The organism is uncultured Roseibium sp., assembly GCF_947496995.1.
Taxonomy (GTDB): domain Bacteria; phylum Pseudomonadota; class Alphaproteobacteria; order Rhizobiales; family Stappiaceae; genus Roseibium.
In genome coordinates, this window is record NZ_CANMFD010000007.1 from 26,141 (window position 1) to 40,826 (window position 14,686).

Sequence of the window (14,686 nt, forward strand, 5' to 3'; positions counted from 1 at the left end):
GCAAAACCGGGATATCGACGAAGGTTCAGGGGCGGACTGCGGTTTGTATCATCTTCTTCTTGTGATGCTCGGCGGCGGGCTGGGTGCGGGCGGGCGGCATCTGGTGTCGCTGGCGACGCTCAGGCTGTTCGGAACGGGATTTCCCGTCGGCACGCTCAGCGTCAACATCATCGGATCGCTGGTGATGGGGCTCTTCATCGGCTGGCTGGTCAATCATGAGACCGGGGGGCTGCAGCCGCTGCGCTATTTCTTCGCGACCGGTATCCTGGGCGGCTTCACCACTTTTTCGGCCTTTTCTCTGGACACCGCCGTTCTTTGGGAACGCGGCGATACGCATCTGGCGTTGATCTACGTGGCCGCCTCGGTGCTCGTGTCGATCGTTGCCGTCTTTGCCGGGCTGATGATCATGCGTCAGGTCGGATCCTAACTTTTCCTTCCATTTCGCAGCAATTCCGCCTATACGCTCCGGAACGATTTTTCACCCGGTGCCTTCAGGCGCGGGGCTGTGGGATGCGCCGGACCTGAATCAGTGTCCAGCTGCCGAATTTGAGAACAACATGTCAGCGATTGAACAGAAACACGTGACCGCCGATGAGGCGGGCATGCGCCTGGACCGTTGGTTCAAAAGCCATTATCCGGGGCTCGGCTTCGGTCATCTGCAGAAGCTGCTGCGGACCGGACAGGTGCGGGTCGATGGCAAGCGCGCCGAATCCAATACCCGTATCGCCAAGGGGCAGATGATCCGTATCCCGCCGCTCGGCGTGGAACTGCGCGCGGACGACAAGAAGAATGCTCGGCCGAAGTCCACCAAACTGACGTCCGACGACCGCAAGGCGGTCGAGGACATGCTCCTCTTCGAGGACAGCCACGTGATGGTCCTGAACAAGCCGGCAGGTCTTGCCGTGCAGGGCGGGTCCGGTCTCAGCCGCCATCTGGACGGCATGCTCGACGCTTTCACCGACGCCAAGGGCAACAAGCCGCGCCTCGTGCACCGTCTCGACCGCGAAACCTCCGGCATCATCCTGGTGGCCCGAACCCGTCAGGCGGCGCAGGAGCTCACCAAGGCCTTCCGCCACCGCAACACCCGCAAGATCTACTGGGCGATGCTGGCCGGCGTTCCCAAGCCCTATCAGGGCCGGATTTCGACTTTTCTTGCCCGCAATGACGACGAGGAGCGGATGCAGGTTGTCCGTCAGGGCGACGACGAAGCCCAGCACGCCGTCTCGCTGTATTCGGTCTTCGAGAAATCCGCCCAGAAACTGTCCTGGGTGACCATGAAGCCGGTCACGGGACGGACGCACCAGCTGCGCGCCCATGCGGCCCATATCGGCCATCCGATCATCGGTGACGACAAATATTTCAATATCGAGAACTGGGAGCTGCCGGGCGGCATCCAGAACCGGCTGCACCTGCTCGCCCGCAGGATCGTTATTCCGCATCCCTCGGGACATGGTGCGATCGACGTCTCCGCGCCGCTGCCGCCGCATATGCAGCAGACCTGGAACCTTCTGGGGTTCAATGCCAAGGATTACGATCCGGAAGCGGACGATCCGGATGAAACGCTGATCAAGCGATAGGTTTCTGCCCTCAGAACCAGGCCTGGAAGCCTAGAACCCCTGAAACGCGGCGCTCAGGATCACCGAGACGAAGGTGACGGCCACGACGCCGGCAACCAGCTTCCATGCGTCGGAACGCTTCTTCAGACCCGGCCAGCCGAGCGGTTTGATGACCTGAACCGTAGCGACCAGGAGCAGCAGCAGCATGAGAATCTTGGTCAAGGGCGGATCCGGGAAGTGATGGCCATGGCCGTTCCCTTAACCCTTGTTGCACGTGATGTCGAGGAGTTCGCCTACGGCGTTGGCAGTTCCAGCGCATCCAGCCACTGGTAACGGGTCGTTGTCTCGATCTCCTGTCCGCTGACCAGGGTCTTCATGTGACGCTGTTGCGGGAGAGAGGTCTCCGGATCGACCCAAAGCGTGACAACGGATGTGGATTCGACCGGGAGTGTTGTCGACTGCGTGTACCGGTAGGTGGTGAAGGTCTTGTCGTCGAGCATTTCCGTCGTGCACGAGACGTCCTTGATCGCAGCACGCGTTTCAGCGTTCCGCTCCAAGGTCTTTTCAAGCCAGTCCGCCTCACGCTTCTGACTGGCAGTCCAGGTGTTGCCGTCGCTCGAGGTGTACTCCTGATCGCCGAGGACAAGCCAGTGGACGCCGGTTTGCTTGATGATCTGGTAAAAATGGCTGTAGTCCCGGTAATATTGCTCGCTGTTCTGGACGACCTGGCCGCCCATGCCCAATTCGACAAGCAGCTTGTAGTTCTCCGCCGTCTCACCGGCTTTCATCATGGCCTGAATGTCTTCCTTGCAGCCGGCGTGCGCGGAAAGCCCGCCGGCCGTGACCGTGACGACTGCGATTGCGATGAATTTAAAATAATTCAAACAGGATAAAATATGCACCTTTGCCTCCGTAAAAACAGGATGGATCAGCGCTGTAACATTAGCACAGAGGCAGTCCGGGTAAACCGGAGGGAGAAGATCAGGCGCCGGTGCTCCGCTGAAGCTTTGCCATGTACGTCGGCAGCTTTTCCATGGAGGGAACAACGATCAGGGTCTTGACCTTGCCGGCCTTGAAGGCATTCAGGAACTTGTTGTAATCCTTGAAGGCGACGCAGCCATGAGAGCCGATGGACCGGCGCAGCAGCCGGGTATGCGTCAGCATTCCGTCGCGGCCCTTCATCGCCGCCCGGTCGTGCGGCAGCATGCGGATGGCTTCGACCCCGTGGAAAAGCCGCTCGCGCATGCGCAGCTTGTAGATGTTCGGTGGCGTCGGCCCGTAATTCTTCACATAGGCGTATTTCGGATTGTCCATCTTGGCCCCGATACCCGAATGGGCTTCGAGTTTGGTGCCGTCCGGCATGTGGACCGTCGCCGCGCTGATGTCGTAGACCGCAACCTTGCTGTTCGCACCCGGCAATCCGCCTTTGCCGCCGCCGAACAGTTTGCCGAGACCGCTGAAGACGCCGTTTTCATCTTCTTCCGGATTTCCGGGCGTCGCATAGGCCAGAACAGGAGTGGTTTCAGAGGGCTTTTCCCGCCTGGGCTTTGTCGCGACAGGTTTCGAAACCGAAGGCTTCGTGCTGCGAACAATCTCGGGTTTCACGCCGGGTAGACGGGTCGGTATGGCTCCCGGTTTGATTGGACCTGCAGTCTCGACCAGGGATCGGGAGGCTTGCGGGTCAAGCGAGGCCACCTCGACTTCGGAAGCTGTTTCCGGCGAGGTTTCAGCGGGCTTGGCGGCCAGGCTTTTCGGCAGGACTGGTGACAGGGCCGCCGCAGGCGCTTCGGCGAAGGCGCGTTGCACGGGAGCGGGTTTGTCCGCCGCGGGCGTCCTTCTGGCCTTCGCGGCGAGGAGCGTGCGGGTGAGCTTGAGCTTGGCAAGTTTTGCCGCGAGCGCGTTTTTGGCCGTGCGCCGGGCTTCGGCGAGGGCGTCCTCTGCCTGTTGCCGGAGTGCGGCTTCGGCGGCTTCCGCCTGAACGGACATCGCTGCAGGCGATTTTGCGAATTTGGCTGTCTCGACTGCTGCCGCCACACTCACAGGGAGGCCGGCGGAGGCGGGCAATTCGGTGGTGACATGGGCCAAAGTCAGCGTTTCGGACTTTGCAGCCAATGGTGATAAATTTTCGGGCGTCAGGGCAGGGCCGAGGAAGACCGCGGATGCGGCGAAGCCGGCGATAAGCAGCGTCGATCCGGCGAGGAGCGCATAGAAAGTCCGCTGTTTCTTGGGGTTTGCCATCCGGCTGTCTTCACCAATCCGTTTGTTTTTCTGCTGCATTCAGGCAAAACCAATCTTATGCCCGCAGTCTTGCGACAGCGGTCCGTATCCATATTTCTGTGGGAGCCAGCTTGCCCCAAACGATCATGCCCACCCGAAGTCACCAATATCGCAAAACATGGTAACCAACGTGTTTACGAACCGGTACGACACCGGCCTGTGGTCGAAAACCACCTTAAAGAGGCGATTTTCGGGCGCACCGGTCATATCGGCGATATCCAGAAATAACCGGTCCATATGCCGCAAGCTGTGGATTTCAGCGGGCAGTGGGCGGACGAGGGGATTTTTTTGCCGAGAAAATGGTTTTCGTTGCGACCGGTTGGTGGTGCCGCAAAGCCTTGACCAAAGCGCCAAAAACCGGCACATGCGGGCTCTAAGCACAGGTTGAGCTCCCATGTATCTGATCATTTTTGACGTCGACGGAACGCTGGTGGACAGCCAGAACACCATTCTGCACGGTCTGCAGGTGGGGTTCGAGGCGGTCGGTCTGCCCATGCCCGACCGGAAAACCGCCCTGTCGATTGTCGGGCGGTCGCTGGAGGAAGCCTTTGCGGATCTGGTCGGGGAAGCGCATGCGGACAAGGTTCCGGCGATGGCGGACGCCTACAGGACATCCAAGATCTCCCGGCGCGGACTGGGGCTCGATATCGACCCGCTTTATCCGGGCGCCAGGGAAGCCGTGGAGAGACTGCACGGACAGGACGACATCCTGCTCGGCATCGCGACAGGCAAGGCGATGCGCGGCGTCAGACACATGCAGGACACCCATGGAATGCACGACCGTTTCGTGACGATCCAGACGGCCGACACCTCGCCGTCCAAGCCTCATCCCGACATGATCTTCAGGGCGATGGCGGAGACGGGTGTGGAACCGCATCGTACACTGATGATCGGCGATACCGGCTTCGACATGGCGATGGCACGGGCTGCCGGAGCGCATGCCGTCGGTGTCACCTGGGGATATCACGACCATGCGCAACTGACGGAAGGCGGGGCGAACCGGATCATTCAGGGGTTCGAGGATCTCGATCCTGCCTTGAGCGAAATTCTTCAATTCTCCGAGGTATCAATCTGATGAGCGATTTTTTTGAAGTTCTGCAGGAAGACGCCGCACGGGATCCGGAACAGCGGGCGCGGGAGTTTTCCCGGCGCGAACTGCCCAAGCGCTTCTACAAGGAAGCGACCCATGAACCCGCCGAGGGCGGCTTTGCCATTCACCTCGACGGCCGGCCGGTCAAGACGCCGGGCAAGACAACGCTGCTCCTGCCGAACGAGACAATCGGCGCGGCGGTCGCGGCCGAATGGATGGCGCAGGAGAAGGTGATCAACCCGGCAAATATGCCGCTGACCCGGATCGCCAACTCGGCGCAGGATGCGGTTTCGGTCCGGCATGGCGACGTCGCCGACGACATCACCCGTTTCGCAGGCACCGATGCGCTGTGTTACCGCGCAGACGATCCCCAAAGTCTGGTCGATACGCAGCGCCGCCTTTGGGATCCCGTCGTCGATTGGGCGGGCAGTCTGCTCGGCGGTCGTTTCGTGCTGATCGAGGGTATTGTCCATGCGCCCCAGCCTGAGGACCTGCTCAAGGCCTACCGGCAGCGGATCGGCTCGGAAACACCGTTGCGCCTTGCAGCGCTGCATACGGCCACCAGCCTGACCGGCTCTGCTCTTCTGGCGCTGGCCCTGAAGGAGGGGCACCTGGATGCCGAAAGTGTCTGGAGCGCGGCGCATGTGGAAGAAGACTTCAACATCGAGCGCTGGGGCGAGGACGCGGATGCGGCCCGCCTTAGGGCCTACAAGCGCACGGAATTCGATGCGGCGGTGCTGATCCTGCAAGTGGATTGACCGGCAGTCGGATAATTCGCCTATGCCGATCAAGAGCGTTCGGCCACGCATTCAAATCCAGCTTTCCGGAATGGGGTGAGCGTCAGCCCAGGTAAAATGTCGTTGCCATCAGGAAGAAGATCAGCACGCCAAGCACGTCGTTCGACGAGGTGATGAACACGCCGATGGCCATGGCGGGGTCGATGCCGATCTTGTCGAGAATGATGGGAATGCTCGCGCCGACCGTGGCGGCGAGGGTGGTGACGCACACCAGGGACAGGGATGTCGCCAGCGCAAGGTGAAGGGGTGCCTCCAGCGGTACCACCAGAGAAGCGATCAGGACGAGGCAGCCAAGGACGACCCCTGCGATCGCTCCGTTGAACAGGGCCGCGAAAAACTCCTTCATCAGGCGATAGAAAATATCGCCCGACCAGAGCGCGCCGGTCGCGATGCCCTGGACGGCCACCGCAGAAGCCTGCAGCCCCGCGTTGCCCGCCATCGACATGGTGACGGGAATGAAGGCCGCGAGAATGGCCGCTTCCGCGAGCTGATCCTCATAGGAGCCGACAACGGTCGCGGCAACGCTTGCGCCGACAAGCCCGGCGAGAAGCCAGGGCAGGCGGCCCCTGACGATCCTGAAGATGGTGTCGTCCGCGCGCGCTTCGGCCGAGACGCCGCTCATCAGCAGCATGTCCTCGTTGGCTTCGTCAGAAGCGATCCGGGTGAGCTGCTTGGGGGTAATCCGGCCGAGCAGATGGCCTTCGCCGGAAACGACCGGCACCGTGCGCATGTCGCGTTTGCGGGCAAGGCGCAGGACCTGTTCCTGGTCCGTGTCCGCGGACACGGCCAGGACGTCGCGGTTCATGATCTCGCTCAGTGGCGTCTCGCCGGGCGCCAGAAGCAGCTTTCCGACTTCGACTGTTCCTGTCAGCTTGCCATGGGCATCGGTGACGTAGACCGTGAAGATCTTGCGGATACGGTCGGCCTGCTCGCGCATCTGCGACACCGCTTCGCCAGCGGTGCAGTCCTCCGGCAAGGCAACGAACTTTCGTGCCATCACCCGTCCGGCCGTGTCATCGGCGTAGCTTGCAAGCGTTGCGATGTCTTCCACATCCGGCAGGCGGGCGATCAGTTCGTCGGCGACGTCATCGGGGAACTCGTTGAGGATTTCGGTGGCATCCTCCGGATCGAGACCTGCAAGAATATCGCGGAACTGCTCAAGCGTGGATTCCTCCATCAGGATGGAGCGGAATTCCGGGCTCAGTTCAGCGACAACCTTGATCGACGGATTGGCCGGCAGCCACTGGAACAGCTTGCGGGCATGCTTGAGCCGCAGCCGGGTGAGAAGCTGCATGACATCGGCTGGATCCCAGCGTTTGAGCAGATCCACGAGTTGATGGCGCCGGCCGGTCTTGATCATGTCGCGCACGGCCCTGAGCGGCGCGTCATTGGCGTCCAGAGGTTTGTGGGCCGGCTCCCGTGTCCACACAATGGTGTCCAGATCTGGCTCGGCACTGGAATTGCTCATGGGAAAACCTCCGGGAATGACCGGTCCGCTTTTAAAGTGCTTTTGTGACGCCGTCCTGACGGACCTTTGAGCCGGCTATGCTGCTAGACTTCGAATTCTTCAAGCTCGGCAAAGGCCGTGCGCAACTTTTCCGACCAGCCGTGGGACAGTTTCTGGAAATAGGGATCTTCCTGCTCGATCCGGACCTGGCGCTCGGTGGAAAAGGAGTCCGTGTTGTAGAGCAGCATGTCGATGGGCATGCCGACGGACAGGTTGGAGCGCAGGGTGCTGTCGAAGGACAGGAGAACCAGCTTGGCCGCTTCACCCAGGCGCATGTCGGCACGGGTTACCCGGTCCAGGATCGGTTTGCCGTATTTGTGCTCACCTATCTGGAGGTAGGGGGTGTCTTCGCCCACCTCGATGAAGTTTCCGGCCGCATAGACCTGAAACATGCGCGGCTGTTCGCCCTTGATCTGGCCGCCCAGGATGAAGGTCACGAAGAAGTTGTCCGCGCTGGCTGCGAGTGCTTCTCCGTCGATCGCCTTGACTTCCCGGACCGCGCTGCCGATCAGGCGGGCGACCTGAAACATGGTTCTGGCGCTCATCAGCGTCGCCCGGTCACTTTCCGCCGAGGTTATATGTTCGCTCAACAGGGAAATGACGGCCTGGGTAACAGCCAGGTTGCCGGCGGATGCGAGTGTGATCACCCTTTCGCCCGGTTCCTCCCAGACATGCAATTTCTTGAAAGTGGAGATGTTGTCGACACCGGCATTGGTTCGCGTGTCCGCGGCAAAGACCAGGCCACGATCCAGTTTCAAACCGACACAATAGGTCATTCCATCGCCCTTCTGACGTAAATTCGAAACGCCGGGTCAACCCGTCTTCAGGTGGGATCACGAGAAAGAGCGACTGTTGATCTGACGTAAAGTCGCGAAACGTCCTGCCCGGGGTGAGCGCGGATAGCTCCGGCTTGTCAGTAGCTCCGTATTTGGCGAAAGGAAGATGACAGCTATTGCTGCTGCTGCTGCAAGGCGGCTTGAGCTACGTCGACCTCAACCCGCAGGTTCTCCTCCAGTCCGCCGAAACGGATGCCCCTGATCGGAGCAGCAGAACGGGAATCCAGGCCAACCGTCAAGCGAATATAACGATCCGTCGGGCACATAGCGTTGGATATGTCGAAACCGACCCAACCGAGGCCCTGGACCAGCACTTCCGCCCAGGCGTGATGGGCTTCGGAGGACTGTTCTTCCTCCAGGAGCAGATAGCCGGACACATAGCGGGCAGGGACGCCGATGGAGCGTGCCGCCGCAATAAAGATGTGCGCGTGATCCTGGCAGACACCTTCGCCGGCGGCCAGGGCGGATGTGGCGGTGGTGCTGGTTTCCGTCACGCCGACCTTGTAGTCGACCTTGTCGCGGATGGCATGCATGAGCGCGTGGAAGCCGGCGATCCTGTCGTGCCCCTCCGCCAGGCTGGCCAGTTTCCGGATTGCCTGGTTCGACTGGGTCAGCGGAGTGATCCTGGTGAAGAGGCGCGGCGGAATGCCGGCATCCAGTTCATGGCCGAGAATGCCGTTGGTATCGATCGTATCGACGGTGCCGGAGGCGGTGATCTCCACTTCCTGAACCGGACCATCTCCGGACACCATGTGAACCTGGTTGCCGAAGGCATCCTTGTAGGTTGTCGCCCGCTCGATGCCCGGCGTTTCGATGGACCATTCGACGATCTTTTGTGACTGGCCGTCCTCGGGCGTCAGCCGCAGCTGCTGCATGGCATTGGCCAGCGGCGTGTCGTATCGATAGCTGGTGGTGTGTCTGACGGTCAATCGCATGCGGCACCGGGGATCTGCTTGGTTCGAGGGTCAGGCGAAATTGTAGTCTTCACTCAGTTGCTGTGCGAACTGATTATTTTTTCCGACGAACTCCGTCAGAAACTCGTGCAGTCCCTGTTGATAGATTTCGCGCATCTGCATTTCGGACAATTCGCGTGAAATCTCGGCTGCCAGGTCCAGGCTCGGCTCACGCGAGCCGTAGAACTGGGCCAGATCCTCCGCAGTGTCGGCGATCCAGTCGTAGCAATGGGCAAGAGAGCGGGGCATTTCCGTTCTGAGGATCAGGAACTCCGCGATATTGAAGGCTTTGAGGCGGGCGTTGGGATAGGCGAAACGGTAGCTTCTGCGTCCCGCCAGGGCTCTGAGGATCGCCGACCACTGATAGCGTTCCACCGACCCGTCCTCGACAATGTCGCTGTCCGGCAGCAAGGTCCAGTACTGGGTGTTGAGGATACGGGCCGTGTTGTCCGCCCGCTCGACAAAATTTCCCATCTGGCTGAAGAAATAGCCGTCATCGCGCAGAACAGTGTTCAACAGCGCGCCGCGGAACAAATGCGAGCGCTGGTTCACCCAGGCAAGGAAATCCGGCAGCTTTTCCTGGGTGATGGTCTGCGGATTGACTTCGTTGAACTCGATCCAGGTGGTGTTGACGGCTTCCCAGAGTTCTGCAGTGATGCTGGTGCGCACAGCCCTTGCGTTGTTGCGTGCCAGTTCGAGGCAATGGCGCACACTGTCCGAGTTGTCCTTGGAAAAGATCATGAACGACGCGACGTTACGCAGGTTCAGTTCGTCGTATTTCTGCGCAAAGTCTTTCTCGCACCCGGAACAGGACAGCGCAAAGGTCCAGTGGGTGCCGTCTTCCTGGCCGGAATGGGAAATGATGGCGCCGCGAAAGCCCACTTCCAGAAGACGGGTCACGTTCTGGGCGCGCTCGTGGTAACGCGACATCCAAAACAGCGAAGAGGCGGTTCTTCCGAGCATTTATTTCTCAGTCCTCAAGTACCCAGGTATCCTTGGTGCCGCCGCCCTGGCTGGAGTTGACGACAAGGGAGCCTTTTTTCAGGGCCACGCGGGTCAGCCCGCCCGGCGTGATCCGCACCTGATCGCCGATCAGGACATACGGACGCAGATCCACATGACGCGGCGCGACGCCGGAAGCGACGTGGGTCGGGCAGGCCGAAAGCGCCAGGGTCGGCTGAGCGATGTAGTTGGAGGGATTGGCCTCCAGTACACGGCGGAACTCGGCAATTTCGCGCTTTGAGGCGGTCGGGCCGATCAGCATGCCGTAACCGCCGGAGCCGTGCACTTCCTTGACGACGATGTCTTCCAGGTTGTCGAGCACGTACGCCAGATCGTCCGGCCGCGAACAGTTCCAGGTCGGAACATTGTTCAGGATCGGTTTCTGGCCCGTATAGAACTCGATAATGTCCGGGACATAGGCATAGATGGCCTTGTCATCGGCAATCCCCGTGCCGGGCGCGTTGCAGATGGTGACGCTGCCGGCCCTGTAGGCGTCGAACAGGCCCGGCACGCCGAGCATGCTGTCCGCATTGAAGGTGAGGGGATCGAGGAACGCGTCGTCGATGCGCCGGTAGATCACGTCCACCTGTTTGGGTGCACGTGTGGTGCGCATGAACACCTTGCCGCTATCGACAAAAAGATCGCGGCCCTCAACCAGCTCGACACCCATGGAGTCTGCCAGGAAGGCATGTTCGAAATAGGCTGAATTGTAGATGCCCGGCGTGAGGACGACGATGGTCTGGTTCGATTTGGCCGGGTCGGGGGCGACGCTTTCCAGGGTCTGGCGCAGGTTCTCCGGATACTGTTCCACCGGCGCGACCCGGTGCGATTGGAAGAGTTCGGGGAACAGCCGCATCATCGTTTCCCGGTTCTCCATCATGTAGGAGACCCCGGACGGGGTGCGGGTATTGTCCTCCAGAACATAGAATTCGTTCTCGGAGACACGGACCAGGTCGGTGCCGATGATATGTGCATAGACCTTGCGGGCCGGGGTGAACCCGGCCATTTCCGGCAGGAACGCCTCGTTCTGCAAGATAAGATCGGCGGGAATTCTGCCGGCACGCAGAATTTCCTGGCGATGGTAGATGTCATGCAGAAAGGCGTTCAGAGCGCGCACGCGCTGGTCTATACCGGCGGACAGACGCCGCCATTCCGCGGCGGAAATGATGCGCGGTATGGGGTCGAAGGGTATGAGCCGTTCGGTAGCTTCTTGCGCGCCGTAAACAGCGAAGGTGATACCGAGCCTGCGGAAAACCATCTCGGCATCGCGGCTCTTTTTCGTCAGGAAGTTAGCGGGTTTGTCTTCCAGCCATTGGGCAAGTCTGGCATATGCCTGTCGCGGCTCGCCAGTTTCTTCGAGCATTTCATTGAAGAAAGTACGTTCGTCCGCCATTGCCTCCCCTTCGCAGGTGCATGCTTGTTGAGCAATCATCGCAAGAATCCATGCCGTGTCAAAGAGCAATATGACGGCGGCGCTGCTCAGTATCTAGGCAAATGGGAGGGGTTGTCCCGGTAACCTGTTGTGTTGACTGTCTTTCTCGATTCTGGCGTCGCTGTTGACATGCGCTGTCCTCATGTCATTTGCCGGGGCGCGGCAGGATCATTTCGAGGAAGGTCATTGGCAGATATACGGTGGGTCTGCCGCTTTTTTGCAGCATGCCGGTATACGTCATGCCGCCGCGCGAATCTCGCAGCGACCCGAGACGCTTAGCCGGACCTGCTCGATGCCGGAGGGCTGTTTCGATCAGGCACTGGTAACGCCTGCCGCCGAAGTCTGCACAGTCAATGTGCAGCTCGGGCCGGTTTTAATCCAGCCCGAAGCAGCCTGACTTGGGCATTGCCGGATTGGCCGGGATGAAACGATGTCAATTCATGTTCGTTCTGCCGACCGATATAACGGACACGTCGCCATATTTGCGCCCGGTCCAAACGTGCAGGCCTGTGCCGACGCCCAGCATGGGAATTGTATAAAGGCCCTTTTTCACGAACCCCTTGTTCTTGGTGATTTCGATCGCCGCGTGGCTGAGTTCTTCATATTTATCCATGGTGGTGACTATCTTGTCGATGCCTCTGATGCCCTTCAGGACATCGCCGAGCTTGCCGCCAATTGCGAGATCCAGGTCCCAGTCCGACCATTCACCCTTTTTGTTGAATTCGTGAGCAGACTTCACGCCATGAGCCACAACGACGATCGCACCGACGCTTCCGCCAAGTCCGCCGCCAAGCTTCCAGCCATCTGCCATCAGATCCACATAGTCGACAAACCCGCCATCGTCCGCACTGGCCCGGTAAAGGCGCGCATTCCAGTTGTAGCGCCCAAGCGCGACGAGATCACCCGAGTGGCTCTCCCCGATGCCGACCCACAATGTTGAAGCCTTTTTGGGTTTGGGCTTCATTTTTTTCGGTGTCTTGATGACTTTGGGGTTGGGCGGCGTCGGAATGGAGTGCACATAAATCATGACGGCACGAAACTGGCCGTCCTCCACACCGTCTTCCTGCCCCATATCCTCGGCCAGTGATTCACCGAGGCCGTCGACCAGATCAAATGGAAAACTGGATTGCAGGCTTTCCTCGAGAAAGATCCTGACAGCATCTGCCCGTTTCATGGACAAGGCCTTGTTGAAGGAGGCTTTTCCGCTCCTGCTGGAAAGTCCCACAAGGCTTATGCTGCCATTACCTTTCAAGAGCGGAACGACGTTCCTCCTGAGCCAGTTTTTGTGTTCCTCTTTGAGGCTTGATTGGCTGACGTCAAAAAACTGCAGGCGGGCGAGCGTGATAGCGCCGTCACAGTGGTCAACCACGAACTTTCCGGACATGAATGTACTCCGACCTGAATGAAGCCCTTGCCTGACCCGACCCTTTCCGGATGCTCAGCCGACACGGCCTGATGAAATCAATTGGTGCAAAAGGAAATTGCATGATGCGTAATGCTGCGAGGCTACGACAGAAATGACGTAAGGCAAAGTGGATCCTGATCGAGATCCGGATGAATTCGTCCCGAATGTGATGGAGGTCACCTTCGAGTTCGTTCCCGGACCGGACGTAGTTTCCCCATAAGCCCATGTGCTGACTATGTTGTCGTGGGAAGATCGTGCTAGGCGTCAGAAAGCTAGATTTGGGAGTCCCGCATGAAAGAAGTTCTGGCCGAATTGGAACAGCGCCGGGAGACGGCACGGCTGGGCGGCGGACAGCGCCGCATCGACGCACAGCATTCCAAGGGAAAGCTGACGGCGCGCGAACGCATTGAAATCCTGCTGGATGAAGGCTCGTTCGAAGAGTTCGACATGTTCAAGCAGCACCGCTGTACCGACTTCGGCATGGAAGAACAGCATATCCCCGGTGACGGGGTGGTGACGGGCTGGGGAACGGTCAACGGTCGCACGGTCTATGTGTTCTCAAAGGATTTCACGGTCTTCGGCGGTTCGCTGTCGGAAGCCCATGCGGAAAAGATTACCAAGCTGCAGGACATGGCCCTGCAGAACCGCGCCCCGATCATCGGCCTGTTCGATGCGGGTGGGGCCCGTATCCAGGAAGGCGTCGCGGCGCTGGGCGGCTACGGGGAAGTTTTTCAGCGTAATGTGCTGGCCTCCGGCGTCATTCCGCAGATTTCCCTGATCATGGGCCCGTGCGCGGGCGGCGATGTTTATTCTCCGGCCATGACGGACTTCATCTTCATGGTGCGGGACACGTCCTACATGTTCGTGACGGGACCGGATGTGGTGAAGACCGTCACGAACGAGACGGTCACGGCGGAAGAACTGGGCGGTGCTTCAGTCCATACGACCAAGTCCTCCATCGCAGACGGTGCCTTCGACAATGACGTGGAAGCCCTGCAGGAGATGCGCCGGCTGATCGACTTCCTGCCGATGAACAATCTGGCGGACCTGCCTGAACTTACTCATTACGACGATCCGGAGCGGCTCGACATGAGCCTGGATACACTCATTCCGGACAATCCGAACAAGCCCTACGACATGAAGGAACTTGTCCTGAAGACGGTCGATGAAGGGGACTTCTTCGAAATTCAGGGCAGTTTCGCGAAGAATATCCTCACCGGTTTCGGCAGGGTCGAGGGCCGCACCGTCGGTATCATCGCCAACCAGCCGATGGTGCTTGCAGGCGTGCTGGACTCCGATGCCAGCCGCAAGGCCGCCCGCTTCGTGCGGTTCTGTGATTGTTTCGGCATTCCGGTGCTGACGTTCGTCGATGTGCCCGGGTTCCTGCCCGGAACGTCACAAGAATATGGCGGGCTTATCAAGCACGGAGCAAAACTGCTGTTCGCCTATGCGGAGGCAACCGTGCCGAAAATCACGATCATCACCCGCAAGGCCTATGGCGGCGCATACGACGTGATGAGCTCCAAGCATATTCGCGGCGACATCAACTATGCCTGGCCGACTGCCGAAATCGCGGTGATGGGAGCGAAGGGCGCCGTTGAAATCCTGTACCGGTCCGAACTGGGCGACAAGGACAAGATCGCCGGGCGCACGAAGGATTACGAGGACCGGTTCGCCAACCCGTTCGTGGCCGCCGAGCGCGGCTATATCGACGACGTCATCCGTCCGCACTCGACACGTCGCCGGGTGGCAAGAGCGCTGGCATTGCTGCGTTCAAAGAAGGTGGAAATGCCGTGGAAGAAACACGACAACATTCCTCTCTAGGCGATCG

14 protein-coding genes are annotated in these 14,686 nt (G+C 59.8%); 5 read left to right on the forward strand and 9 right to left on the reverse strand.

All coding sequences use genetic code 11. From position 1 onward, the window contains the following. The first annotated feature begins 43 nt into the window (after nucleotides 1-43). Nucleotides 44-427: a fluoride efflux transporter CrcB gene (gene crcB / locus Q1B40_RS22290; RefSeq protein ID WP_299819841.1), complete on the forward strand. Its 384-nt coding sequence runs from the start codon at nucleotides 44-46 to the stop codon at nucleotides 425-427. Nucleotides 428-557: 130 nt separating this feature from the next. Beyond that, on the forward strand, nucleotides 558-1,577 hold the full coding sequence (locus Q1B40_RS22295) for an RluA family pseudouridine synthase (RefSeq protein WP_299819844.1): 1,020 nt from the start codon (nucleotides 558-560) through the stop codon (nucleotides 1,575-1,577). Nucleotides 1,578-1,607: 30 nt separating this feature from the next. On the opposite strand, the gene Q1B40_RS22300 is transcribed toward Q1B40_RS22295, so the two are convergent. The 3 genes from Q1B40_RS22300 to Q1B40_RS22310 all read right to left on the reverse strand — a co-directional run bounded on the left by Q1B40_RS22300 (nucleotide 1,608) and on the right by Q1B40_RS22310 (nucleotide 3,794). Next, nucleotides 1,608-1,778 (reverse strand): hypothetical protein, encoded by a 171-nt coding sequence (locus tag Q1B40_RS22300; RefSeq protein WP_299819847.1) that lies wholly within the window; start codon nucleotides 1,776-1,778, stop codon nucleotides 1,608-1,610. 71 nt (nucleotides 1,779-1,849) lie between these two features. Then, nucleotides 1,850-2,440, reverse strand: a complete 591-nt coding sequence (locus Q1B40_RS22305; protein ID WP_299819850.1) for a hypothetical protein — start codon at nucleotides 2,438-2,440, stop codon at nucleotides 1,850-1,852. 97 nt (nucleotides 2,441-2,537) lie between these two features. Beyond that, complete coding sequence (locus Q1B40_RS22310) at nucleotides 2,538-3,794, reverse strand: tlde1 domain-containing protein (RefSeq protein ID WP_299819853.1); 1,257 nt, start codon at nucleotides 3,792-3,794, stop codon at nucleotides 2,538-2,540. A 433-nt stretch (nucleotides 3,795-4,227) separates the two neighbouring features. Here Q1B40_RS22310 and Q1B40_RS22315 point away from each other — a divergent pair, with 433 nt between their 5' ends. Beyond that, nucleotides 4,228-4,908, forward strand: a complete 681-nt coding sequence (locus Q1B40_RS22315) for an HAD-IA family hydrolase (protein WP_299819856.1) — start codon at nucleotides 4,228-4,230, stop codon at nucleotides 4,906-4,908. Continuing rightward, nucleotides 4,908-5,681 carry an ATP12 family chaperone protein gene (locus Q1B40_RS22320; RefSeq protein ID WP_299819859.1) on the forward strand — a complete coding sequence of 258 codons (774 nt, stop codon included), beginning with the start codon at nucleotides 4,908-4,910 and terminating at the stop codon, nucleotides 5,679-5,681. The genes Q1B40_RS22315 and Q1B40_RS22320 overlap by 1 nt, the downstream gene beginning before the upstream one ends. A gap of 82 nt (nucleotides 5,682-5,763) precedes the next feature. Here the strand turns inward: Q1B40_RS22320 and mgtE are convergent, their stop codons facing one another. The 6 genes from mgtE to Q1B40_RS22350 all read right to left on the reverse strand — a co-directional run bounded on the left by mgtE (nucleotide 5,764) and on the right by Q1B40_RS22350 (nucleotide 12,834). Then, nucleotides 5,764-7,188, reverse strand: coding sequence for a magnesium transporter (gene mgtE / locus Q1B40_RS22325; RefSeq protein ID WP_299819862.1), 1,425 nt, complete (start codon nucleotides 7,186-7,188; stop codon nucleotides 5,764-5,766). 83 nt (nucleotides 7,189-7,271) lie between these two features. Continuing rightward, entirely contained in the window at nucleotides 7,272-8,003 is a 732-nt protein-coding gene (locus Q1B40_RS22330) for a proteasome-type protease (protein ID WP_299819865.1), read from the reverse strand. A gap of 173 nt (nucleotides 8,004-8,176) precedes the next feature. Continuing rightward, nucleotides 8,177-8,998, reverse strand: a complete 822-nt coding sequence (locus tag Q1B40_RS22335) for a transglutaminase family protein (RefSeq protein ID WP_299819868.1) — start codon at nucleotides 8,996-8,998, stop codon at nucleotides 8,177-8,179. A 30-nt stretch (nucleotides 8,999-9,028) separates the two neighbouring features. Next, entirely contained in the window at nucleotides 9,029-9,979 is a 951-nt protein-coding gene (locus Q1B40_RS22340) for an alpha-E domain-containing protein (protein WP_299819871.1), read from the reverse strand. A 7-nt stretch (nucleotides 9,980-9,986) separates the two neighbouring features. Continuing rightward, entirely contained in the window at nucleotides 9,987-11,411 is a 1,425-nt protein-coding gene (locus Q1B40_RS22345) for a circularly permuted type 2 ATP-grasp protein (RefSeq protein WP_299819874.1), read from the reverse strand. 472 nt (nucleotides 11,412-11,883) lie between these two features. After that, nucleotides 11,884-12,834 carry a hypothetical protein gene (locus Q1B40_RS22350; RefSeq protein WP_299819877.1) on the reverse strand — a complete coding sequence of 317 codons (951 nt, stop codon included), beginning with the start codon at nucleotides 12,832-12,834 and terminating at the stop codon, nucleotides 11,884-11,886. A gap of 312 nt (nucleotides 12,835-13,146) precedes the next feature. On the opposite strand from Q1B40_RS22350, the gene Q1B40_RS22355 reads away from it, so the two are divergent. Further along, complete coding sequence (locus Q1B40_RS22355; protein ID WP_299819880.1) at nucleotides 13,147-14,679, forward strand: acyl-CoA carboxylase subunit beta; 1,533 nt, start codon at nucleotides 13,147-13,149, stop codon at nucleotides 14,677-14,679. Nucleotides 14,680-14,686: the final 7 nt, after the last annotated feature.

Excerpts from the sequence above, each read along its gene's own strand:
- Q1B40_RS22295 (WP_299819844.1), top strand. The coding sequence starts at position 558 with ATGTCAGCGATTGAACAGAAACACGTGACCGCCGATGAGGCGGGCATG.
- Q1B40_RS22310 (WP_299819853.1), bottom strand. The coding sequence starts at position 3,794 with ATGGCAAACCCCAAGAAACAGCGGACTTTCTATGCGCTCCTCGCCGGA.
- Q1B40_RS22315 (WP_299819856.1), top strand. The coding sequence starts at position 4,228 with ATGTATCTGATCATTTTTGACGTCGACGGAACGCTGGTGGACAGCCAG.
- Q1B40_RS22320 (WP_299819859.1), top strand. The coding sequence starts at position 4,908 with ATGAGCGATTTTTTTGAAGTTCTGCAGGAAGACGCCGCACGGGATCCG.
- mgtE (WP_299819862.1), bottom strand. The coding sequence starts at position 7,188 with ATGAGCAATTCCAGTGCCGAGCCAGATCTGGACACCATTGTGTGGACA.
- Q1B40_RS22330 (WP_299819865.1), bottom strand. The coding sequence starts at position 8,003 with ATGACCTATTGTGTCGGTTTGAAACTGGATCGTGGCCTGGTCTTTGCC.
- Q1B40_RS22335 (WP_299819868.1), bottom strand. The coding sequence starts at position 8,998 with ATGCGATTGACCGTCAGACACACCACCAGCTATCGATACGACACGCCG.
- Q1B40_RS22340 (WP_299819871.1), bottom strand. The coding sequence starts at position 9,979 with ATGCTCGGAAGAACCGCCTCTTCGCTGTTTTGGATGTCGCGTTACCAC.
- Q1B40_RS22345 (WP_299819874.1), bottom strand. The coding sequence starts at position 11,411 with ATGGCGGACGAACGTACTTTCTTCAATGAAATGCTCGAAGAAACTGGC.
- Q1B40_RS22350 (WP_299819877.1), bottom strand. The coding sequence starts at position 12,834 with ATGTCCGGAAAGTTCGTGGTTGACCACTGTGACGGCGCTATCACGCTC.
- Q1B40_RS22355 (WP_299819880.1), top strand. The coding sequence starts at position 13,147 with ATGAAAGAAGTTCTGGCCGAATTGGAACAGCGCCGGGAGACGGCACGG.